This is a genomic window from Corallococcus praedator, assembly GCF_003612125.1.
Taxonomy (GTDB): domain Bacteria; phylum Myxococcota; class Myxococcia; order Myxococcales; family Myxococcaceae; genus Corallococcus; species Corallococcus praedator.
In genome coordinates this window covers 1-26,608 of the sequence record NZ_RAWI01000094.1, presented here as the reverse complement: position 1 = coordinate 26,608, position 26,608 = coordinate 1, and the positions used below count along the sequence as shown (strand labels likewise).

The 26,608-nt window shown below is 69.0% G+C and carries 21 protein-coding genes; 6 read left to right on the top strand and 15 right to left on the bottom strand.

Annotated features, from left to right (window positions below; translation table 11 throughout):
* The 7 genes from D7Y13_RS15010 to D7Y13_RS14980 all read right to left on the bottom strand — a co-directional run.
* On the bottom strand, positions 1–1,321 hold a 1,321-nt coding region (locus D7Y13_RS15010; protein ID WP_147452448.1), incomplete at its 3' end, for an ammonium transporter.
* A 169-nt stretch (positions 1,322–1,490) separates the two neighbouring features.
* Complete coding sequence (locus D7Y13_RS15005) at positions 1,491–1,751, bottom strand: hypothetical protein (protein WP_147452447.1); 261 nt, start codon at positions 1,749–1,751, stop codon at positions 1,491–1,493.
* A gap of 199 nt (positions 1,752–1,950) precedes the next feature.
* Positions 1,951–2,625 carry a hypothetical protein gene (locus D7Y13_RS15000; protein WP_120534331.1) on the bottom strand — a complete coding sequence of 225 codons (675 nt, stop codon included), beginning with the start codon at positions 2,623–2,625 and terminating at the stop codon, positions 1,951–1,953.
* Between the two features lie 87 nt (positions 2,626–2,712).
* A complete protein-coding gene (locus D7Y13_RS14995; protein ID WP_233595663.1) occupies positions 2,713–2,916 on the bottom strand; it encodes a hypothetical protein in 204 nt (67 codons plus the stop codon).
* A 217-nt stretch (positions 2,917–3,133) separates the two neighbouring features.
* Entirely contained in the window at positions 3,134–5,098 is a 1,965-nt protein-coding gene (locus D7Y13_RS14990; protein ID WP_120584273.1) for a S41 family peptidase, read from the bottom strand.
* A gap of 69 nt (positions 5,099–5,167) precedes the next feature.
* The gene (locus D7Y13_RS14985; protein ID WP_120584274.1) at positions 5,168–6,304 is read right to left on the bottom strand and encodes a helix-turn-helix domain-containing protein; all 1,137 of its coding nucleotides are present in this window, start codon (positions 6,302–6,304) and stop codon (positions 5,168–5,170) included.
* A gap of 24 nt (positions 6,305–6,328) precedes the next feature.
* Positions 6,329–10,675: a DEAD/DEAH box helicase gene (locus tag D7Y13_RS14980; protein ID WP_199732815.1), complete on the bottom strand. Its 4,347-nt coding sequence runs from the start codon at positions 10,673–10,675 to the stop codon at positions 6,329–6,331.
* A 251-nt stretch (positions 10,676–10,926) separates the two neighbouring features.
* Here D7Y13_RS14980 and D7Y13_RS14975 point away from each other — a divergent pair, with 251 nt between their 5' ends.
* From D7Y13_RS14975 to D7Y13_RS14960, 4 genes are all read left to right on the top strand, one after another.
* Complete coding sequence (locus D7Y13_RS14975; protein WP_147444348.1) at positions 10,927–11,217, top strand: hypothetical protein; 291 nt, start codon at positions 10,927–10,929, stop codon at positions 11,215–11,217.
* Positions 11,218–11,288: 71 nt separating this feature from the next.
* Positions 11,289–12,851 (top strand): Tox-REase-5 domain-containing protein, encoded by a 1,563-nt coding sequence (locus D7Y13_RS14970; RefSeq protein WP_233595664.1) that lies wholly within the window; start codon positions 11,289–11,291, stop codon positions 12,849–12,851.
* The gene (locus tag D7Y13_RS14965; protein ID WP_233595665.1) at positions 12,799–13,584 is read left to right on the top strand and encodes an immunity 52 family protein; all 786 of its coding nucleotides are present in this window, start codon (positions 12,799–12,801) and stop codon (positions 13,582–13,584) included. Before D7Y13_RS14970 ends, D7Y13_RS14965 begins: the two co-directional genes overlap by 53 nt.
* Before the next feature lie 99 nt (positions 13,585–13,683).
* A complete protein-coding gene (locus tag D7Y13_RS14960; RefSeq protein ID WP_120534337.1) occupies positions 13,684–14,619 on the top strand; it encodes a pirin family protein in 936 nt (311 codons plus the stop codon).
* Positions 14,620–14,622: 3 nt separating this feature from the next.
* On the opposite strand, the gene D7Y13_RS14955 is transcribed toward D7Y13_RS14960, so the two are convergent.
* The gene (locus D7Y13_RS14955) at positions 14,623–15,231 is read right to left on the bottom strand and encodes a DUF2378 family protein (protein ID WP_120584278.1); all 609 of its coding nucleotides are present in this window, start codon (positions 15,229–15,231) and stop codon (positions 14,623–14,625) included.
* 104 nt (positions 15,232–15,335) lie between these two features.
* Positions 15,336–16,799 (bottom strand): sensor histidine kinase, encoded by a 1,464-nt coding sequence (locus D7Y13_RS14950; RefSeq protein ID WP_120584279.1) that lies wholly within the window; start codon positions 16,797–16,799, stop codon positions 15,336–15,338.
* 171 nt (positions 16,800–16,970) lie between these two features.
* Between D7Y13_RS14950 and D7Y13_RS14945 the strand changes: the two genes are divergently transcribed.
* Positions 16,971–17,936, top strand: coding sequence for a PLP-dependent cysteine synthase family protein (locus D7Y13_RS14945; RefSeq protein ID WP_120534340.1), 966 nt, complete (start codon positions 16,971–16,973; stop codon positions 17,934–17,936).
* Positions 17,937–17,945: 9 nt separating this feature from the next.
* Here D7Y13_RS14945 and D7Y13_RS14940 read toward each other — a convergent pair whose 3' ends face one another.
* From D7Y13_RS14940 to glsA, 3 genes are all read right to left on the bottom strand, one after another.
* A complete protein-coding gene (locus D7Y13_RS14940) occupies positions 17,946–19,508 on the bottom strand; it encodes an AbgT family transporter (protein ID WP_199732816.1) in 1,563 nt (520 codons plus the stop codon).
* A gap of 111 nt (positions 19,509–19,619) precedes the next feature.
* Positions 19,620–20,396 carry a bestrophin-like domain gene (locus D7Y13_RS14935; RefSeq protein WP_120584280.1) on the bottom strand — a complete coding sequence of 259 codons (777 nt, stop codon included), beginning with the start codon at positions 20,394–20,396 and terminating at the stop codon, positions 19,620–19,622.
* Positions 20,397–20,417: 21 nt separating this feature from the next.
* On the bottom strand, positions 20,418–21,404 hold the full coding sequence (gene glsA, locus D7Y13_RS14930; RefSeq protein WP_120534342.1) for a glutaminase A: 987 nt from the start codon (positions 21,402–21,404) through the stop codon (positions 20,418–20,420).
* Positions 21,405–21,572: 168 nt separating this feature from the next.
* Between glsA and D7Y13_RS14925 the strand changes: the two genes are divergently transcribed.
* Positions 21,573–22,427: a DUF481 domain-containing protein gene (locus tag D7Y13_RS14925; protein ID WP_158620404.1), complete on the top strand. Its 855-nt coding sequence runs from the start codon at positions 21,573–21,575 to the stop codon at positions 22,425–22,427.
* A gap of 61 nt (positions 22,428–22,488) precedes the next feature.
* On the opposite strand, the gene D7Y13_RS14920 is transcribed toward D7Y13_RS14925, so the two are convergent.
* The 3 genes from D7Y13_RS14920 to D7Y13_RS14910 form a co-directional block, all read right to left on the bottom strand.
* Positions 22,489–24,051: a leucyl aminopeptidase gene (locus tag D7Y13_RS14920; RefSeq protein ID WP_120584282.1), complete on the bottom strand. Its 1,563-nt coding sequence runs from the start codon at positions 24,049–24,051 to the stop codon at positions 22,489–22,491.
* Between the two features lie 188 nt (positions 24,052–24,239).
* A complete protein-coding gene (locus D7Y13_RS14915) occupies positions 24,240–25,331 on the bottom strand; it encodes a Rieske 2Fe-2S domain-containing protein (RefSeq protein ID WP_120584283.1) in 1,092 nt (363 codons plus the stop codon).
* Between the two features lie 125 nt (positions 25,332–25,456).
* Positions 25,457–26,608, bottom strand: a 1,152-nt coding sequence (locus D7Y13_RS14910; RefSeq protein ID WP_120630700.1) for a heavy metal translocating P-type ATPase, incomplete at its 5' end; no start/stop codon positions are given.

Below are 26,608 nucleotides of genomic sequence, written 5' to 3'. Positions count from 1 at the left end.
GGGTCTGGACGCGGGCGGCGGTGGGGACCTCGCCCACCGTCTCTCCGTGCTGGCTCAGGTCCAGGCCTTCTTCCTCCTGCTCGCGGGTGACGCGCAGCGGGACCATGCGGTCGACGAGCTTGTAGAGGAGCCACGAGCCCACGAAGGAGAAGACGGACACGACGACGAGGGCCAACAGGTGCATGAGGAAGGTGCGGGTGGTGCCGTGGATGAGGCCCACGTCCTTGGCGAGCACGCCGGTGAGCACCATGCCCACCACGCCGCCCAGGCCGTGGCAGGGGAAGACATCCAGGGTGTCATCCAGGGCGGTGCGGCTCTTGAAGTGGACGGCGGCGTTGCTGACGAAGCTGGCGACCAGGCCCACGACGATGCTCTGCCCCACGGTGATGAAGCCCGCGGCGGGCGTGACGGCGACGAGTCCCACCACGGCGCCCACGCAGGCGCCCATGGCGCTGGGCTTGCGGCCGCGCAGCCAGTCGAAGGCAATCCAGCCGAGCATGGCGGCGGCGGAGGCGGTGTTGGTGGTGGCGAAGGCGAGCGTGGCCAGCGACGAGGCGGCCAGCGCGGAGCCCGCGTTGAAGCCGAACCAGCCGAACCACAGCATGCCCGTGCCGAGCATCACGAAGGGCACGTTGGCGGGGGCGTGCGTGGCGTGCGTCAGGTGCACCTGACGGCGGCCCAGGACGAGCGCGCCGGCGAGCGCGGCGAAGCCCGCGGACATGTGCACGACGGTGCCGCCCGCGAAGTCGAGCACGCCCCACTGGCGCAGGAAGCCCTCCGGGTGCCACGTCCAGTGGGCGAGCGGCGCGTAGATGAAGATGCTGAAGAGCACCATGAAGAGCAGGTACGCCTTGAAGCGCACGCGCTCCGCGAACGCGCCGGTGATGAGCGCCGGGGTGATGATGGCGAACTTGAGCTGGAAGAGCGCGAAGAGCAGCAGCGGCACGGTGGGCGCGAGGTCCGGGTGCGTCTCACCGCCCACGCCGCTGAACATGAAGAAGGTGCGCGGGTCCCCGATGAGGCCGTGGAAGCTGTCGCCGAAGCACAGGCTGAAGCCCACGACGACCCACAGCAGGCTGATGACCGCCATGGCGATGAAGCTCTGCATCAGGGTGGAGACGACGTTCTTCAGCCGCACCATGCCGCCGTAGAAGAACGACAGGCCGGGCGTCATCAGCAGCACCAGCGCCGTGGCGGTGAGCAGCCAGGCGGTGTCCGCGGCATTGATGGGCCCGCCCTGCTTCACCTGTGCCGCCGGGACCACCAGGAGTCCCGCCACCGCCACGCCCACCAGCAGGACCATCGCCATCCACTTCTGCATCGACGCACCTCTCCCAAGAGCTGACGCGATGCAGTGTAGATACGACTTGGGCTAATTTCAATTGGCGGTGAACTAGCCCGCTTGAAATTTAGCCTAAAGTGACGGCCGGTAAACCCAAGGACCCGGCCTCCAAAGGTTTGTGGAGCAAGGGGCTGGAGAGCTGCCCGGGCTATCGCCTGTCCAGGATGCGGCCCCGCGCATCGATGGCGTAGACCGCGCCGCCATCGAGGATGGGCACGTTCAGCCCACAGCGGGACAAGTCCGGAGAGAACCAGACGAAGAACAGGTCTTCACCTGCCTGAAGGACGTGGGTGTCGTAGGAGCTTCGTTTGGAGAGGCACTGGGCCACGCGCTTGTCGGGGTCGGTGGTCGTGATCTCGGTTCCTGCGGGGAGGAACTCATTCATCGCGACTTCGAGCGCGGCCAGCACGGGCCCCTCCAGGTGAAGGCCCTCCTTGAATGAAGTCGGAAACACCACTGCGGCGGCCTCATCAGGAGGCGCCCACGGGGCCTTCTTCGCCTTGTGGTACCCGAGCAGAGAGCACCCAGCGAGCGGGATGCAGAGCAGTGCGATTCCCACGGGTGTTCTCATCGCGAAGCCCCCCTGCGACGTCCCAGGCAATCCGTGTCTACGGCAACCATGTCTGTCCCTCGAACAGCTCGAATTCAAAGTCCCCGGCCTGTCCAGAAGCCTTGCCGATGGGGACCCACCTCCCACCTCGCAACGCGGACACGACACGGGAGGAGTAGTTGTAGTCGTACGCCAGGCATCCGCCATTCCGCGGACCATAGAAGAGCAGCAGTTCGTGCTCCCAGATGCGTCCTGACGTGTCCACGAAGCGAGCGGAACCCCAGGGTGACCAACCGGGTTCGTGGTTCGCCCCCATGTCCTCCCGAGAGAACTCCCAGTTGTGCGGGTGTGGATGCGCCGGACCAAGGATGGCCGGGCTGCGAACATTGGCATCACGGAGGGACAGAGGCACTGTGCAGTACTTCTTTCCCCCCGGACCATCACCGGAGACGTCCGAGAAGTAGCTGAGGAAGTAGGCGCGGTCTTGAGGGGAGTAGTACCAGAGCGCGCAATACTCTCTGCCCTGCCTGCCATGCAGGGTCGAAGCGCCGGGCATCTGGATCATCCGCTCACAGGCGACCTGCGCCAGTTCCTCTCGGGTCTTGAAGGGGCCCAACAGAGGTCCATCGACCTCGTACATTCCATTGGGGAGCTGGCGCACACGAATGTCCGGATGCGGGGTCGAGCATCCCAACAACACGACCACCAGCGTCCAGCACAGGTTCCTTGGCATTCGAGCTCCCGAAATCGTCGAGCGCACAGAGTGGCCACAGCAAAGGTGACGACGATGTTCAGCATCAAGGCCGCTCTCGGGACCTGCTCACTCCTCCGGCTCATCCTCCACGCTCAGTTCCTCCATGAGCGGGGAGGCCATGAGCGTGAGCCGTCCTGGTAGTTGATCGCGCTTGTCGATGTGGCGAACGTAGAGCAGGCAGAACGCCGCCACCTCGAATGCGTTCGACTCCCGCGTTCCCCACGCGTGGTGCTTACTCGCATCATTCAGCACCTCCAGTACGTCCTCCACATCGATTTCCTGTCCCTGCTCACGGCCACGCCCTTTCCTCAGGTCGCTGGGCGTGCCCAAAGGCGGACGCAACCATGACCAGCGCGGTGAACATGACGACACCCAGTTGGCTTCGCATCACCGTGCGCCGAACGCCTGGGCCCATGGGATGGCACTCCACCAACGATCCTCTGGCGTCGACAACAGTGGCCAACCCCTCACCCCGACGACGGGTCTTCTATCCGTCACTCCTCGCGACCGCCGACATTCGGTAGACGTGGCGCAGCAGGAAGGGCTCACCGGGACGTCGGGTGAGACGGCTGATGGAGAGCACCGCGCCTCTACGCGTCAGCACCGTGCGCACTTCCACGGGCTGCTTGTTCTCCTCTCCCCTTCCCTCCGCCACCAACGTCAGCTCCGCCGCTGCACTTCCACCGCGACGCTCGAGGATCTTCATCTCCTCCCGGTCCTCACCCGTGACGAGCGTCCGCCCTTCGTCGCGGATCCTCCAGGACTGCGTCGAGCGGACCGTCTTCCCAGGCCCGTCATCGAAGGTGAAGGCGAACCGGATCTCCTCCCCGTCGCCTGTCGCCTCCAGCGTCGTGGGAAGAATCACGCGCCGGTCGCTCTGGAAGTCGCGGTAGTCGAGCGTGCCGCTCCATGAACCCGCCAACACCGTGGCAAGCGTGGGCACCACGACCGTGCCGGACGTCTTCGCGACCTCCACCGCCCGGTCCCGCCCTGCTTCGAAGTCCGCGACCGTGGGGACGACCGTCTCATCCACCGGGACGCCGCGCCCGGGGACGAAGTGCTCGATGTTCGTCCGGTTCCACGCGTTGGGGATGCGGACCCGCAGGCCACTGTGGGGCAGCGTCAGCAGGAAGATGCGCCCGGCGGTCGGCCCCTCCGCGCTGCCCGCGCTCTCCTCCCCCACCAGCCGCGCGCCGAGCTTCTCCTTCAACTGCGCCAGGGTCCTCGTCGTGCCGGAGCCATTCATCGGCCCGCTGAGCACCGTCACCGCTCCCGTGAAGGCATCCGGCGACACGTCCTGCATCCGCAGTCCCTCGTCATCGGGACGCGGCAACCGTTCCCACCAGCCATCGCTCGTGCGGCGGAAGCCCTTCTCGTCCGGTTCGAACACGGCCTTTCTGTCCCCCCAGCTTTCAATGTGCGTGGGGAGGTCGCCATAACGGATCGCCTTGAGCAGGGACGGCTTCGACCAGAGGAAGGGCGCCTTGAGCAGATACCGTCCCAGCGCGACCGACACGTCCTCCGAACCCCCACCGCTCTCACGCAGATCCAGCACCAGCTGCTCCACGCCCTGCGCCTTCAGCGTCTTGAAGAAGCCGCCCAGGAAGGCCGTCGCATCGACGGGGTTGCGGTAGTTCACGAACGTGTCGATGCGCAGCAGGGCGCGCTTCCCGTCGATGCGCCAATGGATCGCCTTGTAGAACTCGTCGCGATACGGGCTGCCCGGCCAGGACAGCGCGGTCCACTCCTTGAAGGAGATCGGCGCCAGCGTGCTGTGCGACAGCCGCAGCGCTCCCGAGCGCTTCCAGTCGAGGACCCACTTCGTGGGGAACCCATGGAAGGCAGGCCAGTACTCGTTGAAGTCGTCCCCCATCAGGTCGCTGTCCGACCCCAGCTTCGCGGCGATGGCGTGGTCGGTGCTTCCGTCAAGGGCGACAGCGCGTCCCAGCTCGGTCAGCACCCGGGGCACCGGCAGCCCGTTGATTCCGACAAGCTCCGCGCCCGGCGGTGGCGCTCCGGGCTGGCCGTCGTTCGACACGACGATCATCCGTCCTTCGAGGATCTTGAAGCGCAGCGGCAGGTGCGTGGGATGCGTCCGCCGGTACGCCTCCAGCGCGACCGAAGGCTCCGGCTTGGTGTGGTCGCAATGAAGCTCCGCCAGCATCAGCGCGAGGGCCCGCCACAGCGCGAGGTCCGTGGTCGGCCGCGACGCCGCCGCTTCCAACCGGGCGAAGGCAGCCTGGAGCTCCGCCCGGCTCCGGTAGCGATACAGGCCCGGGTGGATCGTCTCCAGGGCCCGCCGCAGGAGCGCCACGTCGGCGCGGGCCTTCACCGCGTCCAGGGTGACCGGTGAATAGGGCGCCACCACCGGAGCAGGTGGCTCGGCGGCCGCCAGGGTGGGAACCGCGAGGAGCAGGGCCGAACAGCTCAGGGCCAGCAAACGCAGGGACATCGGAGGTCCTGTCGCATCGCTGGCGGACACGCTCCGCCAGGAGGGCGGGGACCTACGCCTTCGCCTCCCCTACGTCGTCTCAACCCTTGGATTTATTGGATTTTCCCTGAAATGGGCCGTCCGCCAGGACGTGGGACTCTGGCCGGTGTGCTCGCGGAAGACGCGGTTGAAGCTGGACTTGGAGGCAAAGCCCTCCTCCAGCGCAATCTCCAGCATGGGCTTCTTCTCCCCGGAAGCCAGTCGCGCCTGCACCGCCTCCACCCGCATGGCGTTGATGACGGCGTTGAAGTTGCGCCCAAGTCCCTGGTTGAACGCCCGCGACGCGTAGGTCTCGTTGGTGCCCAACCGGCGGGCCACCTCGGAGAGGCTCAGCCCCGGCTCGCGCCACCAGGCCCCCGCGCGGATGCGCTCCGCCCAGTCGACCGCCGCCTCCGACCAGTCGCGGTCCGAGGCCATCATCAGGGGCGGAGGCTCGGCACGCACGCTCCACTGGGGGAAGCGATGGCCCGCCTGACGCCAGCCCTCCAGTCCGAGCACGACGATGATGGCGGAGAAGAACACGTACTGCGGGAAGCGGTCGTGGTGGTTCAGCCGCATCAGGAAGCGGTCCATGAACTCGAAGCCCACCGTCACGCCCCACCACAGCCCCAGCGACAGGAGCACGGTGGCGAACCAGGACTGATGATGCATCTCCCGGTCGCTGACGTTCGCCTCGAGCCAGGCCTGGTAGCGGCGTTGGAACCGGACCGAGGCCACCAGATAGGCCGCGAGCGACACGATGCTGGCGGCGGACTCCAACGGATCCACCCAGCGCTCATGGACGACGTCGTTCCACCAGTGCTTCCGCGCGAGAGGCAGCGCGAAGGCACAGAGCGTGTAGACGAGCATGACCGAGGCGGGCAGGAAGTGCCGCCACCACCGAGCGGGCAGCCCGGGCGTCACGAGGCGGCGGACATAGAGATACAGCAGCGGCCCTGTCGCCAGCCCCAGGTCGAACGGGGCGAAGGACAGCCAGGGATGCACGTCATAGAAGCCGGCGAAGCCCAGGAAGTAGGGCATCAACCGCAGCACGACGACGCCCAGCAGCGCCGCCAGCAGCCGGTTCGCCGCGCGATTCCCGGGCGCGGCCAGGAGCAGCACGGACACCAGGGCGCCAAAGCCGGCGGCCAGCCCGAGGGTGGTGCTCCATGGTCCGAATCGAATCACCTGAAGTCCCCTGCGTCGTGGGGCTCAGTTCACCTGCGCGAGCGGCCCCTCCACCTCAGTGTCCTCGTTCTCCGAAGCATCTTCCACTGCGTCCACGCCCTGCGGAATCCCGTCCACGTAGGTGACGACGTTGTTCGGCATCGCCGCCACGCGCGGGCCCGGCGTCACCACGCCCGTGAGGTTCAGCGGATCCACGCCGGACAGCTGGATGCGCACGCCCGACGGAGCCGTCCTGCGCACCGCTCTCGCCGTGTCCACCGCCTCCGGCAGGGCGAACTGCTCTCCCACGAACCCCGACACGAAGCGCCCACCGCGCAGCTCGCCTCGCGCCTCCATGCGCCGGTAGACGAACAGCAGCTCCCGCCACGTCGGCGCCAGGGACTCGCGCATCACCAGGTCGCGCCAGACGATGCCGTAGCGCTGGAGGAACAGCCTCGCCAGCGACTCCATCACCTCGTCCTGCGTCTTCGGCTCTGCCGGAGCCAGCAGGCTCCAGCGGCCCGGACCGCCGCGCTGCAACAGCTTCTGGCGCTTGCGGTGCGCCGGGCTCTGCAGGATGCGCAGGTTCTGCACCGCGTCCGCCGTGACGAGCCCCTTGGCCACCAGCTCCCACAGCGCGTCCTCCACCTCCGCTGGCAGCCGCCGCGCCCGCGTCACCAGGTCCTGGAAGAAGCACGCGCCCCGCCGGTCCAACACGCCCACCACGTCCTTCGCCGCCGCGCTCAGGTCCGGCGGCGTCCACACGCCCCCGTCCGCCAGCACCGCGTGCGGACGCGCCGCCGCCAGCATCCACTCCAGGTCCTCGCGCAGGGTGAACGTCAGCGGCGCGTTGCGCGTGGGCGACGCCCGCTTGTGCACCACGGGCTCCGGCGATTCCGTCACCGGCGCCCCACGACGCGGCCCCGCCGGCTTCGGCGGATCCTTCAGCGTCACCCGTCCCCACGCCACCTCGCCCGCGTAGCACGCGCGCTCCAACTGGTCCGGCGTGTAGCCGCGCATGCGCGCCGGCAACAGGAAGCGCTCCCACGCGGAGGCTGGCGCTTCGTACCCCTGGAGCAGCCGCACCGCCTTGAGCAGGCCCGTGGAGCCGCGCAGCGCGTCCACGTCCTCCAGGTGGTGCCACCGGAAGAGGAAGCGCATGAAGTCCTGCGGACTCAGCGGCTCAATCTCCCGGCGCAGCCGTCCCACCGTGAGCCGGTGGATGCGCTGGAGCAGGCGCCGGTCGCACCACTCCAGCACCGGCCCGCCGTCCTCACCGGGCGCCACCGGCACGTCCTCGCTCGCGCGGAACTGGCCGCGCAACACGCTGCCCTGCCCCTCCAGCGCGTGCAGCGCCAGGTTGATGTCGTCCGCTTCCAGCAGCGTCAGCCGCGCCAGCTCCGCCACCGTGGTGGGCCCGACCATCTCCATCCGGCCGCGCACCACCTGGAGCACCGCCGCCTCACGCTCCACCGGACGGTCGTACTCCAGCACCGGCAACACCGGCTGCGTCTGCACATCCGGGAAGAGCGCGCGCACCGCGTTGCCCCGCTCCGCGGACACGAGGAAGCGCCCGCCCGGCCGCTCCAGCCACGCCACGCGGCCCTGCGCGAACAGCCCGGCCTCCAGGCCTCGCGGCACCTCCGACGCCCGCACCAGCACCAGCTGCAGGAGCGCGTCGTGCAGCTCGTCCTCGTCGCGCATCGGCGGCGCGGCGTCCTCCACCACCTGCGCGATGGCGGCGGCGTCCAGCGCGCCGAACGCCGCGGCGTCCTCCGCGGGCATCGCGCGGCGCAGGGCCACGTTGCGCACGCGGCGCTCCTCGGCCGGCGCGTCGTCCAGGAAGGTGTAGGGCTGGCTGTTGATCAACGCGTGCGCGAAGACGCTCGGCTCGGGCACGTCCCGGGCGACGAGCTGGATGCGCCCGTCGCGCATGCGCCGGAGCACCTCGCGCAGCCCGTCCACGTCCATCGCCTCGCGCAGACAGTCGTCCATCGTCTGCTTCACCAGCGGATGGTCCGGCAGCTCCACGTCCCCGCCGCCATGGTTGTCCTGGCAGCCCACCTGCGCGGGGAACACCGCGGCCAGCAGGTCCTCGCTGCGCGCGCGCTGGAGGTTCGGCGCCACGCGCTTGCCGCCCATCATCCGGTGCAGCGTCAGGGCCCGCGTGGCCACCCAGCGGAAGCGCGTGCCGAAGATGGGCGCCTGCAACACCGCCTGCACCAGCACCTCCTCCACGTTGTCCGGGTGCAGGAAGTCGAAGATGTCCGCCAGCGGGAACGAGTGCTGCTCGCCCAGGCTCAGCAGGATGCCGTCCTCGGTGGCCGCCGCCTGCAGCTCGAAGTCGAACGAGCGGCAGAAGCGCTTGCGCAGCGCCAGGCCCCACGCGCGGTTGATGCGGCTGCCGAAGGGCGCGTGGATGATGAGCTGCATGCCGCCCGCTTCGTCGAAGAAGCGCTCGGCGACAATCTGCGTGTGGCTGGGCACCACGTCGCCCAGCATCTTCTTGCCCAGCCGCAGGTAGCCCATCAGCGCATCCACCGCTGGCGGCGGCACGCGCAGCAGCTTCTCCAGGAAGCCCGTGGGGTCCTCGTGGCGCAGCAGCTCCTCGCGCAGCCGTCCCACCTGGAGGCTCAGCTCGTCCGTGCGGCCCGGTGCCTCACCGCGCCAGAAGGGCACGTTGGGCGGAGCGCCCCGCGCGTCCTCCACCATCACCGTGCTGCCCATCACGCGCTGGATGCGCCACGCGGTGCTGCCCAGCAGGAAGATGTCCCCGGGCGAGGACTCCACCGCGAAGTCCTCGTCCAGCGTCCCCACCACCTTGCCCTCCGGCTGCGCGGTGACGCTGAAGCTGAAGGTGTCCGGGATGGCGCCGCCGTTGGTGAGCGCGGTGATGCGCACGCCCCGGCGCCCCTTGAGCTTCTGGTTCACCCGGTCGCGGTGCAGGTGGATGCTGGCGCGGCCCCGGCGCTCGGCCACGCCTTCGGACAGCATCTCCAGCACCTGCTGGTACTCCTCCCAGGTGAGGTCCTGGTACGGGTACGCGCGCTGGAAGACGCTGAAGAGCGCGCGCTCGTCCCATTCCTCGCACGCGCACGCGGCGACGATCTGCTGCGCGAGCACGTCCAGGGGCTTCTTCGGGATGCGGACCGCGTCCAGGTCGCCCTCGCGCACGGCGTTGAGGAGCGCGACGCACTCCACCAGCTCGTCGCGCGTCATCGCGAAGAGGATGCCCTTGGAGATGCCCGCCTTGTGGTGGCCCGCGCGGCCCACGCGCTGGAGCAGCACGGAGATGGCCTTCGTGGTGCCCAGTTGCACCACCAGGTCCACGTTGCCCACGTCGATGCCCAGCTCCAGCGACGCGGTGGCGACCATCACGCGCAGCTGGCCTGACTTCAGGCGCTCCTCCGCGGACAGGCGCATCTCGCGCGACATGCTGCCGTGGTGCGCGGCCACCCACTCCTGGCCCAGGCGTTCACCCAGGTCGTGCGCCACGCGCTCGGACATCTTGCGCGTGTTGACGAAGATGAGCGTGGTGCGGTGCTCGCCCGCCAGTTGCACCAGACGGTCATAGACCTGGCCCCACATCTCGTGGCTCGCGATGGAGGACAGCTCCGCGTCGGGAATCTCCACCTTCAGGTCCCACGGGCGCTGGTGGCCCACCTCCACGCGCCGGCACTCGGTGAGGGAGGCGCCAGTGAGGAAGCCCGAGATGGCGTCCAGTGGCTTCTGCGTCGCGGACAGGCCCAGCATCTGGGGGCGCACGTCGGTGAGGGCCTTGAGGCGCTCCATCGACAGGGTGAAGTGACTGCCGCGCTTGTCGCGGGCGAGCGCGTGGATCTCATCCACGATGACCGTGCGCACGGCGCGCAGGGTGGCGCGGGCGCGCTCGGCGGTGAGGTAGAGGTAGAGCGACTCCGGCGTGGTGATGAGGATGTGCGGCGGACGGCGCACCATCTGCGCGCGCTCGCTGGCGGGCGTGTCACCGGTGCGCACCTGCACGCGCAGGTTCTGGGGTGAGAAGCCCTCCGCGCGCGCCAGCGCCATCAGCTCCTCCAACGGCAGGAGGAGGTTCTTCTGCACGTCGTTGCCCAGGGCCTTCAGGGGCGACACGTAGAGGACCTGGGTGTGGTCGGGCAGCGTGCCCTCCAGCGCCAGGCGGAACAGCGAGTCCAGCGCGGCCAGGAACGCGGTGAGCGTCTTGCCGCTGCCGGTGGGCGCGGCGATGAGCACGTCGTGGCCGGCGTGGATGAGCGGCCAGCCCTCCACCTGCGGACGGGTGGGCTCCCCCAGGCGCGAAGCGAACCAGCGCCGCACCACCGGATGGAAGGCGGCGAGGGCCGGATGCGCCGCGAACTCCGACGCGAAATCGAGATGGATTTGAGGGGACATGGCGGGCTCCCAGCGGGCCAGCCTGAACACAGGTACAGCGCGCCGTCAACGTGCGCCGGGTGTCACCTCCGGGCCGCCTTCCAGCCGAGCAGGGGCAGCCCGAGGAAGGCCGGGCGCCCCGGACTTCCATGGCGGTCAGGACGCGCATGTCGTGACTCCACCGACCTTTCGCCTTCGTCACGTCACGGAAGGCCCGCTGGCATCTCGACTGCACAAGAGCGGCGTCCGCACTTCCCGAAAGGTTCCTCTCCATGAAGCTTCGTCTTTCTGGCTCCGCCCTTGTGCTCGCGGTCCTCGCGCTCGCGGGCTGTTCCTCCGGCACGCACGAGTGCGACGACACTTCCGACTGCGTCTCGGGAGAGGTCTGCGTGCACGAACACGCGCACGACATCGAAGCCGACACCTGCGAGCGTCCGTGCACCGACTCGAGCCAGTGCACGCAGGGCGAAAGCTGCAGTTGTCCCGATTCCCCCTCGGGACAGGCGTGCAAGACGGACGACGGCGGCTTCACGCGCTACTGCTATGGGGCGCTGCCGGGCTGAACAGTGCAGCCGGACGGCACGATGACGCCTGAGCTTTCCAACATGGGTGCACTGAGCGATACCGCTTGCCCATGTCTCGCGCTCATCTGCTCGCGCCCCGAACCCGCGTGGAGAACAAGGACGGAACAGGGTTCCTGCGCGCCGGCAGCCTGAGTCACCGGGGGACGTGGCTGCTGATGACCTTCGCCCTTCTCACGACGGGCTGCGCGTCACTGACACCACCCTCCAACCGAGGGAGGGACCTGGGTTACGCGCCGCGCGCCGTCATGGAATCCACGCTCGCGCGCAGGGTGGAGGAGGCACCTCCTCCGCCCGACATCACGCACGGCACAGCACCCGAGGTGGACGGCTGGGAGCAACTGCTCACGGACGCGGGACTGGAAGCGCATGACCCGCGTCCCCTTCCCGGTGGCTCGCTCGCCCCCGCGCAGGCCGCGCGGCTGTTGGGAGAACTGCTGGGAAAACCGGTGACGCTGCGCACCTTCCCGCCCCGCCTCACGGCGGGCTTCCTGCTCCGCGAAGTCATGAAGGGCGGTGGAGTCTCGCGTCAGGAACTGTTGCGCCGGGTGGAGCGCTTCAACCACGGGCAGGTGGCGGTGCTCCGGCCGGACGGATACCTGGCCCGCGCCACCAACGGGTGGACACAGCAGAAGGTGGGCACTGTCGAATGGAAGGACGGCGCGTTTCGCGCGGGCCATTTCGAACTGGGCCGTTTCTACAATGGCAGACGCGGCATCTTCCTCCCCGTGGATGACCAACTGCGTGCCGTGGACGGGCCTCCGCTGGCCGAGGTGTACAGCGACGCGGACGTCATCAACCGCTCCCTGGATGGAGCGGAGGATGCCTTCGTGGAGCTGTACCATGTGCTGGGGCAATTCCTCTCACATCCCACGGATACGCTCCTGGGACTGCGCGACCTGCCGTCGGGAGTGGCCGCTCTCATCGCCTCCTCGCCAGAATATCTGGAGCGCTTCCTCCTGATGACACGCGGTGAGCAGCTTCGCGAGGCAGCGCGGCTGACGACCAGCCTTCTCATCACTGGGGGAGGAGCCTCGGTCACCACCCGCGCGTTGAGAAGCTCGATGGCCGGCGCGGAGGCCCTGGTGCCGGTCCTGTCGCTCTCCGCCGAAGGGGCCCTTGGACTGGAGCGCGTCGCGATGCCCGTGGGACGCATGGCGGAGGTCCTGAGCGGTGGAGCAGGGGCCGCCATCATCCTCCAACGGGCAAACATGACCGGGGGCACGGCTTCGCCTCCAGGTGGACCCGGTCGCTGGAAACCCGCCAGGGAGAACATGTCCGAGGAGGCCCGCCAGTATCAGGCCCAGGTGGCCGGAGCTCCCTCCGGGCTGGTCTACGAGATTGATGACGTGCGGTTCGACGGCTTCAGGGATGGAATCCTGCTCGAAGCCAAGGGACCCAACTACTCCAAATTCCTCCCGGATGCCGCCGAACAGGGAGGTTGGTTCCAGGGCTTCCGGGAGATGGTCACGCAGGCCAGGAGACAGAAGCGCGTGGCCCAGGGAAACCCCATTCACTGGCACTTCGCCGAGCGAGATGTCGCGGACTTCGTGAGAAGGCTGTTTGTCGACAACAACCTCGGTGACATCCACGTCTTCTTCACCGCCGCCCGATGAAGGTTCGAACCCCATGAATGAGACCTACTATGCCGGGGTCTACTGGCCCTCCAGAGGCGAATCCCCCGAAGCCTGCGCGCTGCGTGCGGAGGCGCTCTTCGGGCAACTGGCATCCCTGGACCCAACCCTCTCCCCCTGGTTTGAACAAGCGAACTCCCGGGCAGCGGCACTGAAGAGCCAATTCGTGCCGGACGAAAAATCCTTCATCGAATTGTTCAAGAAGAAGAAATATCAAACGGGCCCGGGAGAGATTGCCTTCTCCGCCTGGAATGGGGAGAAGGAGGCCAGCAGCGTCGTTGAGTTCTCATGCGGTCCCCCTTCGGCCCACACCGTGGACGTCTGCCTTTTTCGTCCACCCACGCGAGGGGCCGCGGCGGAGCGGCTCCTGTCCTCCGTGGCGGTTGCCCGGGCATTGCGTGCGATGGCCGTCGCATGGAACCCGGAGTTCGGCATCGCGACGTCGCATGTCCACCGCGATGAGGTGCTGAAACTCAAGGAAGCGGGAACGTTCGTCGGGTGGATCATGTACCTCTCCCACCAGCGCGGGCAGGTGCCTGCCCTGCCTGCCCCCGTCCGGGTCGAACCCGTTGAAAACCAGGGAACGCTCATCGTCCTGACCCCCGAGCGCTTCACCGCCAGCAACCCAGACCATCGGGCGCTGGCCGGACAGGTCCAGGAACTCCTGGGCGACGCGGGACTCCTGAAACCCGTCACGGAGCGTCCGTCGCGTTAGCGCCCCAAGCGTTCAGGCGCGGAACGTCCCCACCAAAGTGGATGCACGGCGTTACAACTGCGGCAGACTCACGCGCCGAACCGGAAGAGGAGCCACACCATGAGCTGGGAAGAGGACCTGCAGGGCCGCGAGCCCCCACCTTCGCTGGAGACGCTCATCGTCCCCCGCGTTCGCGACCTGGGTGACGGCTTCACCGTGCGCCGCGCCCTGCCCTCCGCGCGCCGGCGCATGGTGGGCCCGTTCATCTTCCTGGATCAGATGGGCCCCGCGGACTTCGACTCCGGCCATGGCCTGGACGTGCGGCCCCATCCGCACATCGGCCTGTCCACCGTCACCTACCTCTTCGAGGGCGAAGTCCTCCACCGCGACTCGCTGGGCGTCGTGCAGTCCATCCGCCCCGGCGCCGTGAACTGGATGACCGCCGGCAAGGGCATCGCCCACTCCGAGCGCACCGGCCCGGAGACTCGCGCCGCCGGCAGCCGCCTCTTCGGCATCCAGGCCTGGCTCGCCCTCCCCCATCAGCACGAGGAGACCGAACCCTCCTTCGTCCACCACCCCCAGGACACCCTGCCCTCCGGCCAGGACGATGGCGTGCGACTGAACGTCATCGCCGGCGCCATGCACGGCCTGAAGTCCCCCGTCCGCACCCACTCCGATCTCTTCTACGCGGAGGCGCGCCTGGACGCCGACGCCCGCTTCAAGCTCCCCGCCGAACACGAGGAGCGCGGCCTCTACCTGGTCGAAGGCACCGTGGACGTGGAGGGCACGCGCTTCCAGGCCGGCGAACTGCTGGTGTTCAAGCCGGGCAGCGAGATCCTCCTGAAGAGCGAAGGGCCCGCGCGCATGATGCTGCTGGGCGGCGAGCCCATGGACGGCCCGCGCTACCTGTTCTGGAACTTCGTGTCGTCCTCCAAGGAGCGCCTGGAGGTCGCCAAGGCGGACTGGAAGGAAGGCCGCTTCGCCCCGGTGCCCCAGGAGACGGAGTTCATCCCCCTGCCCCCGGATGATCCGCCGGCCCCCGTGCGCTACCCGTAGCCGCTACCCGAACAGACGGCGGACCGGCGCCACCGTGCCCGCCGGCCGCTGCGACTTCGCCTGCGCCCACGTGAGGCGGTACGTGGCCGCCGTCCCGTCGAAGGCGATGGGCTTCACCTCCAGGGTGCCCGCGCCCGACGCCCGCAGCGTCTCCGCCAGGAACCCGCAGGCGAAGAAGGGGTTGTCCGCCAGCACGTCCTTCACCCACAGGGTGGCGGCGTTCTTCGACAGCTCCTCCACCCGCACTTCATTGAAGTTGTTGCCCGCGCGCAGGTTGTACGGCACGCGCTCCAGCGTCTTCTCCGGCCCCAGGTGCGTGACGAGCTGCATGCTCGCCCGCCCCACGGACGTCTGCCGGAAGCCCTGCAGGTAGCGCGCGCCCAGCTCCAGGTAGGCCACTTCCGCCGGCTGCCCCGGGAACACGTCCCGCGCCGCCACCTCCAGGAAGGCCCGCCACTGCTCCAGCGAATAGTTGTGACGCAGCGGTCCGGCCACGTCCAACCCCGCGGCCTTCAGCCGCTGGCGCCCATCCCGCGTCAGGTGCGGCCCCAGGGCACGCACGAAGAGGGCTTCCACGCTCTGGGCGAAGATTCGCTTTTCGGATGGGACCATGCCCCCAGGGTGGGGGCCCCCCTGCGCATCCGGAAGTGCCCGCGCAACGCATTCGTCCAACAGTCACCACATCCCGAGACCCCGGGCTGGGGGTACACCCCGGGTCAACCGCGCGGCAGCCTCACCGTGAAGGTCGTCCCCTTCGCCTCGGTGGAGGTCACCTGCACCGTGCCCCCGTGGGCGCGGACGATCTGCTCGGTGATGTAGAGCCCCAGGCCCAGCCCCGCGGACACGCCCTGCTCCCGTTCGCTGCGGCCGGCGCGGCGCCACGCGGCGAAGAGGTGCGGAAGCTGGTCCTCCGGGATGGGGACCCCCAGGTTGTGCACCCGCAGGAGGGCCTCCTTCGCCGTTGCCTCGGCCACCACCCGCACGGGCGTGTCCGGCGGGCTGAACTTGAGCGCGTTGGACACCAGGTTGCCCACCACCTGCTCCAGCCGGTCCGCGTCCCAGTCCCCCCGCCCGTCCCCCAGCAGCTCCAGCCTCACCTCGCGGTGGGGGTGGCTGGCGCTCGACTCGTCCACCGCGCCGCGCACCACGTCGAACAGGTCGCACCGCGAGCGCACCACCGGCAGCCCCGCGCCCAGCCGGGCCCGGGCGAAGTCCAGGAGCTGGCGGATCATCCGGTCCATGCGCTCGGCGCTGATGAGGATGCGCTCGGTGAAGACCTTCTGGCGCTGCGTCATCTCCCCCTGCCGCTGCAACTGCTGCGCGGACATGGACAGCGCGTTGAGGGGGTTGCGCAGGTCGTGGCCCAGGATGCCGAGGAACTGCTCGCGGAAGTCCTCCGCGTTGCGCACCTCCGTGATGTCCCGCCCGGTGGCGATGACCGCCTCCACCGCGCCCGAGGGACCGGCCGCCGGGGACATCGTGTACTCGAAGTGCCGGGGCCCCTGGTCCGAGGACAGCGTGACGCGGCCCCGCTGCACCTGCCCCGTGCGCCGGGCCGCCTCCAGCGACAGCGCGTAGGGCTCCAGCTGCGGGTCCAGCGTGCGCAGCGCGTCCATGTTCCTGCCGGGCACGTGCACGTGGTGCGAGCCGCGCGACGCGGCCACCGCGTGGTTGGCGAAGATGAGCATCCCGTCCCCGTCATAGAGCGCGATGGGGTCCGCCGCCGCGGACATGGCCAGGTCCAGCAGCCGGCGCTGCTGCTGCACCTGGTCGGAGAGCACGCGCACCTCGCGCTCCGCGCGGCGCAGGCGCAACAGCGCGTGCACCTGGGCCACCAGCTCCTCCGGATCCACCGGCGCGACCAGGTAGGCGTCCGCGCCATGCGCCAGCCCCTGCGCGCGCTCCGCGGCCCCCACCGCCTGCGCGGACAGGTGCAGCACCAGCGCGTTGCGCGTGCGGGGAGAGGACTTCAGGCGCCGGCACACCTCCAGGCCGCTCAGGTCCGGCAGCCGGACGTCCAGGATGACCAGGTCGGTGTGCTCGTCCGCGAGCGCCAGCGTCTCACCGCCCGTGCCCGCCTCCAGGACCTGGAAGCCGGCCAACGACAGCACGCGGGAAGTGACGTAGCGGCTGGCCAGGTCGTCGTTGACGTTGAGGATGATGGGCGATGAAGAAGGCATGCAGGCGGAAGGCGGTTCCCATTCGTAATGGCTGGGACACATCCCGCCAAGTGTCGTCCGCATGAGAATGTCGGTTTCAAGGAGGGTGGAAGCAGGGACAAGGGGGAGAGCACGCTCGGAAGGCCCCTGGGGTGCTCCCCTGGCGACGCGTTTCGAGGTAGGGATGACCCCATGCGCGCTCCCTGTCGCCCGCTTCCCGCCGATGGTCGCTTCCTCCAGGCCGTGGGCCCCACGCCGCTCGTCCCCGTGCGGCTGGACCCGGAGGGACCGACGGTCTGGTGCAAACTGGAATTCTTGAACCCCAGTGGGTCCACCAAGGACCGCATCGCCCGTTACATGCTGGAGAAGGCGTGGCGGCTGGGGGAGTTGATTCCCGGCGGCGACGTGGTGGAGGCCTCCAGCGGCTCCACGAGCATCGCGATGGCGCTGGCGAGCGCGCAGATGGGGTGCCGCTTCACGGCGGTGATGCCGGAGGGCGTGACGGAGGAGCGGCTCATCGCCATCCGCGCGTACGGCGGCGAGGTGGAGCTGGTGCCGCGCGCGGAAGGCATCCGGGGCGCCATCGCTCGCGCGGCGGCGCTGGCCGCGGAGCGCGGCGGCTACGCGCCCCGCCAGTTCGAGAACCCGGACAACGCCGAGGCGCACCGGGTGTGGACGGGGCAGGAGATTCTGTCGCAGGTGCCGGGCGGGCTGGTGCACGGCGTGGTGAGCGGCGTGGGCACGGGCGGCACCATCGTGGGGCTGTACCAGGCGTTCGCGGAAGCGGGCTGTCCGGTGACGGCCTTCGTCGCGCGGCCCATCTCCGGGCTGGGCTGTGACATCGAGTGTTGCAGCTTCAGCGCGCGCGTGCCGGGCGTGGTGGACGGCCTGTCCAAGCTGTACCGCGAGGCGGACATGCCGGGCCGCGTGGAGCTGGACGTGTCGGACGACCTGGCCATGCGCACCGCGCGGGCGCTCATCCGCCGGGGCTTCCCGGTGGGCCCGTCCTCCGGCCTCAACTACGCGGCGGCGGTGGAGGCCGCCAAACGCCTGGGCCCGCAGGCCCAGGTGGTGACGGTGTTCCCCGACCGCATGGAGCGCTACTTCTCCACGGAGCTCATCCTGCCCCGGCCCCCAGCGGCGCCGAAGGCGAGCTGAAAGCCCGCGTCAGAATCCCCAGGGCAGTCCCAGCACCTGCCAGAGGGCCAGCAGCAGCGGCCACAGGACGAAGAGCGCGATGACGTAGGGCAGCATCAAGGCCACCACGGTGCCCACGCCCGCGCCCTTCTGGTACTTCTGCGCGAAGGTCACGATGAGCGCGAAGTAGGCATTCAAGGGCGACACGGAGTTCATCGGGGAGTCGCCCACGCGGTAGGCGGCCAGCACCGCGGCGGGGTCGACGTTGAGCCGCATCAGCAGCGGGACGAAGACCGGGGCGAAGATGGCCCACTTGGGAATCGCGCCCGTCATGATGAGGTCCAGGACGGCGACGACCAGGACGAACCCGATGAGCAACGGAAGCGCCCCCAGGCCCGCGTGCTCCAGGGCATCGCCCACCTTCACGGCCGCGAGCGTCGCCATGTTGCTGTACGTGAAGAAGGCGATGAACTGGCTGATGATGAACAAGAGGAAGATCAGCCCCGCCAGGCTCCCCACGGCCTTCTCCATCGCGCTGATGACATCCACCGTGCCCTTGATGGTTCCGGCGCCAATGCCATAGGCCACACCCGCCACCAGGAAGAGCAGCGTGACGGCGACGATGAGGCCGCTCATGAACGGAGAGTCTCCAATCAGGGCCCCCGTCTCCGGATTGCGCAGCGGCGCTCCAGAGGGCACCGTCAGGAGGGCGAAGACCGCCACGAGCCCGAGCACGCCCCAGGTCGCGAACTTCAGCCCGCGCGACTCCTCCTTGGAGGGGGCACTCCCCGCCTCCTCCGGCTGCGGCCCCGTGTACTTCCCCAGACGCGGCTCGACCAGCTTCTCCGTGATGAACGACACCACGAAGGTGAGCAGCAGCACGGAGGCGCAGGAGAACCAGAAGTTCGCCGTCAGGTCGATGGAGAGCGCCGGATTGAGGATGTGGATGGCGTCGTTGGTGATTCCCGTCAGGATTCCGTCCAGCGGCTTGATGAGGATGTTCACGCTGAAGACGGACGCCACGCCAGCGAAGGAGGCGGCCAGCCCCGCGATGGGATGTCTGCCAACGCTCAGGAAGGCCGTCGCCGCCAGGGGAATCAGCACCAGGTAGCCGGCGTCGGCGGCGACGCTCGACAGGATGCCGACGAACACCAGGATGTACGTGAGCGCCTTGCGCGGGGCGACCATCACCAGCTTGCGGATCAACGCGGACACCAGGCCCGACGATTCGGCGACGCCCACGCCCAGCATGGCCACGATGATGACGCCCACGGCGGTGAAGCTCATGAAGTTGTCGATGACCCCCGCGAACATGAAGCGCAGCCCCTCCCCCGTCAGCAGGCTGCGCGCGGCGGTGGTGGTCTCCTCCAGCGTGTGTGTCTCTGGGTTGATGGCCTGATAGGTGACCGAGGTGCCCATCAAATAGAAGAGGTGGGAGAGCACCATCACCACGAGGATGAGCGCGACGAAGATGACGGCCGGATGGGGCACCTTGTTGCCCACCCGCTCGATGGTGTCGAGCGCCCTCGCCATGCCCTTCTTCTTCGGCTCCGGCCTCGGCGGGATCATGCGGTGGTCTGCGATGTCGGTCATCTGGCGCTCCCCATGCCACGCATTGCCTCTGCGATTCCGCGAGAAAGTCCGCATGACTGGGGGTGCGAGCCATCAGCCTCTGGACGCAGAAGGTGGGCGGATTACAGACAATCAATGCATGGTTTCGCGCAACTCCAGCAGGAGCGAGTCGGCCTCCTCCGTGCTGACGATGCCGGTGCGGGGGTACTCCAGGTCCACGACGACGTGGACGGCCGAGGAGATGACCAGGGCGAAGAGCAACCGGTAGGGCCAGTTGCGGCCCTCGCCCTGCGCTGTCGTCAAGCCCACGAGCATGGCCCCCACCACGGCGAGCCCGAGCATGAAGAAGAAGGTGGGCGAGGTGATGTGCGTTCGCACGGCGAGCGTCCGCTTCGCCGCGACCTCCGCCATCAGACGGACGGGAGGAAGCAGCAGGACCTCCTTGTCGGGAGCCGCCTTCGTGATGGCCACCATCCGCGCCCAGATCTGCCTCTGGAGGAGGGCGGCCGTGGCGCGGCGCGCTTCGAACTCCTCCACCCAGGGGAGCATCTGATGGGCCTGGATGCGCTCGTCCAGGTATCGCCTCAGCAGGTCGCGCAGCGGCGGCTGGTCCGCCTCCGGCACCACGTCGGACAGGAACCACACACTGCTGATGGCGTTGGCCTCGTCGACCACCAGGTTGCGATGCACCTCCAGACGCTTTCCTGCCTCGGAGTAGGAGAAGGCCAGGATGAGCCCCATGAAGGAGAAGACGACACTGGTGACCGCGTTGACGGAGCGAAGCTGGGAGGAGCGGAATTTGCGTTTGCGCGCGATGCGGTAGGCCACTTCGATGGCCAGCAGCAGGAGCAGGAAGAGCACCAGCTCCAGGGTCAACACCAGCAGTGTGGTGACCGCCCAGTCCTTCATCGAGCCCTCCCGGGTCCTGCCTCAGGTGTTGGGCTTCGAGCTGAACAGGCTCAAGCCGAGCCTCGGGGCCAGGAACCGCGCGACGAGCTGCCCCTTGATGCTGTTGCCCGCGGCGTCGAGCCGCGGGGCGAAGGTGCCCAACGCGCCCTTGCCCGGCGCGACGGCGACGATGCCGCCCCCAATGCCACTCTTGCCCGGCATCCCCACGTCGTAGAGCCAGTCCCCGGAGGTCTCGTACATCCCGGCCGTCGCCATCACCGCGAGCACGTGATGGCAGACCTCCTCGTCGACGACGCGCGTCCGGGTGAGCGGGTTGACGCCTCCGTCCGCCAGGGTCGCCCCCATCACCGCGAGCTGCCGGGCGGTCACCGCCAGCGAGCACTGGCGGGTGTAGAGCTGCGTCGTCAGGGCCGGCTCTGTCTCCAGGCGGCCCAGGCCGTGCAACAGGAAGGCGAGTCCCTGGTTGCGGTGGTGCGTCTTCAACGCGGAGGCATACACCTCTTCATCGAGTTCGAGTCGCGTGCCGGCGAAGCGGGACAGCCCCTCATGGATGAACCGCCATTGGGCTTCTGGACTGGAGCCTGGAACAAGGCTCGTGGTCGCCAGCGCACCCGTGTTCACCATGGGGTTCGTCCGTCCGTCCGGACTCTGGTCGATGGCCATGGCTGAATTGAATGGCAGACCCGTGCCATTGACTCCCAGCTTGCGCCGGGCCGCTTCCGGGCCCAGGGCCTGGCAGATGAGCGCGAAGAGGAACGGCTTGGAGACGCTCATGATGGTGAACGGGTGGTCCACGTCCCCCACCCCGTGGCTGCTGCCGTTGATTCCAGCCACACACGCTCCGAAGAGCCGTGGATCCGCCCTCGCCAGCGCGGGGTAGACCTGGGAGCACTCGCCTTGCGTGTTCTCTTTGTGGCGTTGGTATGCCTCATCCACCAGCTCCCGAACCCGCTCCGGGGATGGCAGTTGACCGGTGGAGATGAAGGGAGGCTCGCCTGGGATTTCCATCTCACGGAAAAGTCCGTCGTGCTCCGGCGGACGTCAATGCCTTGCACCCTCGCCGGGTTGGGTAAAGCACTGCGCAGCCGACCGTGGGACCGGTTGAAGCGGACTGCTCACACCGTCAGCTTGGACGGCGCGTGGGCTCGCCCCGCCTCTCACGGATTGGGGATACCCATGGCCTTCTCGCTTCCGCTGATCCTCGCGCTGCTGGCCCAGGTGCCGGATTCAACTCCGCCGCCGGATCCCGCCCCGGCCGCTTCGCCGCTCGTGGTGGAGGGAGACCTCAAGTCCCTCTGCGAGAAGCTCCCCCAGGAGGAACCTGGCCCATGGTCAGGCTCCGCGGCGCTCTCGTTCATGCTGCTGGCCGGCAACAGCAAGTCGCTCGCGTTGACCGCGAATGGTCTGGCCGAATACCGCACGGACGTCTGGGTCGCGACCTTCAAGGCGGATGGCGTCCTGGAAAGCGCGGCCTCCGCCGAGGAGGACGACGGTGACGAGGACGTGGTGGCGGAGGCGCTGGTGGCGTCCGTTCGCGGTGAGCGGCGCTTCACCCCGCTGCTGGGCGTCTACGCCCTGGTTTATGGAAAGACCGACCACCTGGCCAGCGTCGAGCTGCGTCTGGATGGGGAGGTCGGGATCGCGTTCACCTTGCTCGAGCGCGACACACCGGACGGGGAGGAGCAGTTGCTTCGTCTGGACGTGGGCCTCCACTACTCGAACGAGGCCCGGTTCCAATACTTCGAGGACGAGCAGGACCTGCCCGACGTGGACCTGCTCGCTCCGGGTGGAAGGTTGACCTTCTATTACCCCTTCAACGAGCGGCTGAAGTTCACCCAGTACCTGGAGGTCTTTCCGAACGTCCTGGGGGATTCCCGCTTCGTCGCCGACTCCACCACCAAGTTCTCGACGTACATCACACACCGCCTGGCACTCAGCACGAACCTGCTGGTGCAGTTGGACACCGCGCCCGCGGCGGGGAAGGCCGTCGCGGACGTGGCGCTCACGCTGGGCGCTGAGTTCGAATTCTGAAGGGTCCGGAGCCCGGGCACTTGCGGCCCCGGGCTCCTTCTCCTTCTGCGGCCGCGATTCTTCAGTGGCGGGTTTCCCGAGGAGCGGTGAACCCGAGGAGGAACTCGATGAGCAGGCGCGTGCCGTAGCCGGTCGCGCCCTTGGAGCGCCACGACTTGTCGGTTTCGACCCGCGAGGTCCCCGCCATGTCGATGTGCGCCCAGGGGATGCCGCCCACGAACTCCTCCAGGAAGAGGGCCGCGGTGATCTGCCCCGCATTCACCCCGCCGACGTTCTTGAGGTCCGCGACCTCCGAGTCGAGTTCCTGGCGCAGGCGCTTGTCGAGCGGGAACTGCCACACCGTCTCGTCGGACTTCTCCGCCGCCGCGCACACCTGGTCGACCACGCCCTGGTGGTTGCCGATGACGCCTGCGTTGTCATTGCCCAGGGCCCGCTCGCAGGCCCCGGTGAGGGTGGCGATGTCGAGGATGGCGTCGGGAGGCGGCTGCTCCTCCGTCGCCAGGACCAGGCCGTCCATCATGACCAGCCGGCCTTCGGCGTCGGTGTTCAGGACCTCCACGGTCTTGCCGCCCCGGGCCGTCAGGACGTCACCGAGCCGCATCGCCTTGCCGCCCGGCATGTTGTCGGTGCACATGAGGTAGCCCGTGACGGAAGCCTTGGCGCCGAGCGAGGACAAGGCGGACATGGCGGCGAGGATGGCCGCCGCGCCGGACATGTCTGTCTTCATCGCGGCGTGGACCAGGTCGTTCGGCTTCAGACCGAGGCCTCCCGAGTCGTACATGATGCCCTTGCCGATCAATGAGACGCGGCCGACGGGCTCGAGGGCCTTCCCCTTGCTGTCCTTCGGCCGGTAGGAGAGCTTGATGAGGCGCGGAGGTTCGGAGCTGCCCGCGTTCACGCCGAGCATGCCGCCGCAGCCCATCTTGGCCAGGGCCTTCTCGTCGAAGACCTCGATGTCCAGGTCCGACGAGGCCGCCACGACGCGGGCAATCTCTTCCAGGCGGCGGGCCGTGAGCAGCGTGGCCGGTGCGTTCGACAGGTCGCGGGCGAGCTCGGCGGCCCGGGCGGTGATGCGGCCGCGCTCCACGCCGCGCTGCACCGCATCGGCGGGAAGCGACGACGACATGAGGGTAAGGGCCTTGAGCGGCGGCTCCTGCTGGGACATGCGCTTCAAGGGGCGATAGCGGTAGCGCGCCAGGAGGACGCCCTCGACCACCGCCTGCGCCGCGGCGTCGTGCGCGATACCGCCAACGTCCGGCAGGGTGATGGCGAGGTGGGCGTAGTGGCCCCCCGCCCTGGCGAAGGCGGCGGCGGCGTGCCGCAGGGAGTTCAGGTCGCGCTCGGACTTCGCGCCCATGCCCACGACCACGAGCGCGGGACCGTCCGTGCGTGGGATGACGAGGGACTGGCCGACCTTGCCTTCGAAGCCGGCGGCCGCGAGCTGGGCCCTGTCCAGCCCCAGCTCCCGCGGCACCTCCCCGTCGACGCCGACGAGGATGCCGATGCCTCCCGCCTCCTTGGGCATGGACTTCGCGACGTGGAGTTGGGTCGCCGCGATCTCGTCCACGGAGGGGGCGGGATGGAAATCAGACACTGCTTCCGCATGAAACGTGGGAAACGTCATGGCTCTGTCCTCGTGTGCCGCACCCGCGCGGCAATCACTGTCGGTCTCGCGAGAACGTATTCACGCGGTGACCGGCGCCACGAGCATCCGTGCCATTGAAGCCGAGCCCTTCGCCGGCTGGCTGCGAGACATGTCCGGGCAACGCCTGATTCAAGACGTTGGCATCGTCCGGATGGAAGGCATTGGGACTACGTGCGCATGCGCACGCGCGTCTCGTGCACCGTGTCTGGCGGGGGTGCGGTCCGCTCGCGCTCCTGGGCGCGCATCAGGCGCAGGATGCTGGGCCCCAGCACGTCGATCTCGGTGGAGGCGTAGGACTCCGTGCCGAAGCGGCGGATGGAGTCCGTCTGCTTCGCGAGGATGCGCGCGTCCTGTCCGAAGATGTGCAGGGCCACCGGCAGGACGAAGGGCATCGCGGCCTTGAGCATGAAGCGCGGCACCGGCAGCTTCACCGTCACCACCGCGTACACGAGCGTTTCGAAGTCCCCCACCGGCGTCATCGCGGAGTTGACCAGGATGTGGCTCTTCTCCCCGATGCGGTACTCCACCTGCGCGATGGACGGCATCAGGAAGCGATCGAAGTGCTGCACCACGCCGCCGCCCGGCGCGAGCAGCCTCCCGACGAGCCCCTTGGGCGCGGGCTCACCGACGTACTCCGCCTCCACGCGGTCCGCGCCCCTGCGCACCACCACGTCGATTTCATTGCGCTTCTCCGCGGTGCGGAACAGGCCGCCGTGGAGGAAGGCGGTGTGCGGCACATCCAGCGTGTTCTCCAGCACCGCGTGCAGCGACCCCGGCGCGCGCAGCACCTGGCGCACGGTGGCGTAGTCGGGCGCGTCCAGCAGCGGGAAGCGGAAGGGCTCCGTCGTGGGCTCCACGCCGGGCGTGGAGTAGACCCAGACGAAGCCGTCCTGCTCGCGGGCCGGGTAGGAGGTGGCACAGCGCGACTTCGCCTCGGACTCACCGACGAGTCCGGGGATGAGCCGGCACTGACCGCCCTGGTCGAAGCGCCACCCGTGGTAGCCGCACTCCAGCAGTCCGCCCTGCACGCGGCCCAGCGACAGGGGCACGTTGCGGTGCGGGCACCGGTCCACCAGCGCGCCGGGCTTGCCACCCTCCCCCCGGAACAGCACCAGGGGCGTGCCCTGGAGCGTGCGCGCGAGCGGCTTGCTGCCCAGCTCGCGCGACGTGCAGAGGATGAACCACGAGTGCGAAAGCTTGACGACGGAGATGTGGCTGGAGGACGCACCTGGGGTGCGCCCCTCCTCGCGGGCGGTCATGGGTCCAGTCTAATGGGCCCGGGCCCGCGTGCACGCCCCCTTCAGGCGGGCAGGTTGGCGGCGCGCCGGGCAGCCCCCGGGGTGGGGGGCATCTCCCACCGCGCGGGGTCGCCGGTCCGGGGGGCCTAGGCTTTCAGCCTTCGCAGCCGCAGGGCGTTGGCGATGACGGAGACCGAGGAGAGGCTCATCGCCGCGCTGGCGAACAGCGGGCTCAGGAGCAGGCCAAAGACGGGGTACAGCACGCCCGCGGCCAGCGGTACGCCCAGCAGGTTGTAGACGAAGGCGAAGAAGAGGTTCTGCCGGATGTTGCGCAGTACGCCCTGACTCAGCCGGCGCGCTCGCGCGATGCCGCGCAGGTCGCCCTTCACCAGCGTCACGGCGGCGCTCTCCATCGCGATGTCGGTGCCCGTCCCCATCGCGATGCCCACGTCCGCCCGCGCAAGCGCCGGTGCGTCGTTCACGCCGTCGCCCGCCATCGCCACCACGCGTCCCTGGGCTTGCAGGTGCGCCACCGCGTCGCCCTTGGCGTCCGGCTGCACGCCGGCGATGACCTCCGTGATGCCCAGCCTGCGCGCCACCGCGTGCGCCGTGGTCGGACTGTCTCCGGTCAGCATCACCACGCGCAGGCCCTCGCTCCGCAAGAGCGCCAGGGCCTCCGGCGTGGACGCCTTCACAGGATCCTCCACGCCCAGCAGGCCCGCGACCCGACCCTCCACCGACACCAGCACCACCGTCTGGCCTTCGTGCCGCAGCGCTTCGGCCCGCTCCGTCAGCGCATCCGCCGGCACGCCCAGCATTTGCATCAGGGCCGTGTTGCCCAACGCGATGTCGTGCCCGTCCACGCGCCCGCGCACGCCCTGGCCCGGCAGGGACTGGAAGTCCTCCACGCCGACCAGGGAGATGCCCCGCTCGCGCGCGCCCGCGACCAGCGCCGCCGCCAGTGGATGTTCGCTGCCCCGCTCCAGGCTCGCGGCCAGTCGCAGCAGGACCGTGGCGTCCCCTCCCTGCATGGGCTCCACCGACACGAGTCGCGGCTTGCCTTCCGTCAACGTGCCCGTCTTGTCCACCACCAGCGTGTCCACCGCGGCCATCCGCTCCAGCGCCGCCGCGTCGCGGATGAGCACGCCCATGCGCGCGCCCTGCCCCGTCCCCACCATCACGGACATGGGCGTGGCCAGGCCCAGCGCGCACGGGCAGGCGATGATCAGCACCGACACCGCGTTCACCAACGCATGCGCGATCCGGGGCTCCGGCCCCCACACCGCCCAGACCCCCGC

Coding starts and splice junctions, on each gene's coding strand:
- D7Y13_RS15000 (WP_120534331.1), bottom strand. CDS start 2,625: ATGCCAAGGAACCTGTGCTGGACGCTGGTGGTCGTGTTGTTGGGATGC.
- D7Y13_RS14990 (WP_120584273.1), bottom strand. CDS start 5,098: ATGTCCCTGCGTTTGCTGGCCCTGAGCTGTTCGGCCCTGCTCCTCGCG.
- D7Y13_RS14980 (WP_199732815.1), bottom strand. CDS start 10,675: ATGTCCCCTCAAATCCATCTCGATTTCGCGTCGGAGTTCGCGGCGCAT.
- D7Y13_RS14975 (WP_147444348.1), top strand. CDS start 10,927: ATGAAGCTTCGTCTTTCTGGCTCCGCCCTTGTGCTCGCGGTCCTCGCG.
- D7Y13_RS14970 (WP_233595664.1), top strand. CDS start 11,289: ATGTCTCGCGCTCATCTGCTCGCGCCCCGAACCCGCGTGGAGAACAAG.
- D7Y13_RS14960 (WP_120534337.1), top strand. CDS start 13,684: ATGAGCTGGGAAGAGGACCTGCAGGGCCGCGAGCCCCCACCTTCGCTG.
- D7Y13_RS14955 (WP_120584278.1), bottom strand. CDS start 15,231: ATGGTCCCATCCGAAAAGCGAATCTTCGCCCAGAGCGTGGAAGCCCTC.
- D7Y13_RS14950 (WP_120584279.1), bottom strand. CDS start 16,799: ATGCCTTCTTCATCGCCCATCATCCTCAACGTCAACGACGACCTGGCC.
- D7Y13_RS14945 (WP_120534340.1), top strand. CDS start 16,971: ATGCGCGCTCCCTGTCGCCCGCTTCCCGCCGATGGTCGCTTCCTCCAG.
- D7Y13_RS14940 (WP_199732816.1), bottom strand. CDS start 19,508: ATGACCGACATCGCAGACCACCGCATGATCCCGCCGAGGCCGGAGCCG.
- D7Y13_RS14935 (WP_120584280.1), bottom strand. CDS start 20,396: ATGAAGGACTGGGCGGTCACCACACTGCTGGTGTTGACCCTGGAGCTG.
- glsA (WP_120534342.1), bottom strand. CDS start 21,404: ATGGAAATCCCAGGCGAGCCTCCCTTCATCTCCACCGGTCAACTGCCA.
- D7Y13_RS14925 (WP_158620404.1), top strand. CDS start 21,573: ATGGCCTTCTCGCTTCCGCTGATCCTCGCGCTGCTGGCCCAGGTGCCG.
- D7Y13_RS14920 (WP_120584282.1), bottom strand. CDS start 24,051: ATGACGTTTCCCACGTTTCATGCGGAAGCAGTGTCTGATTTCCATCCC.
- D7Y13_RS14915 (WP_120584283.1), bottom strand. CDS start 25,331: ATGACCGCCCGCGAGGAGGGGCGCACCCCAGGTGCGTCCTCCAGCCAC.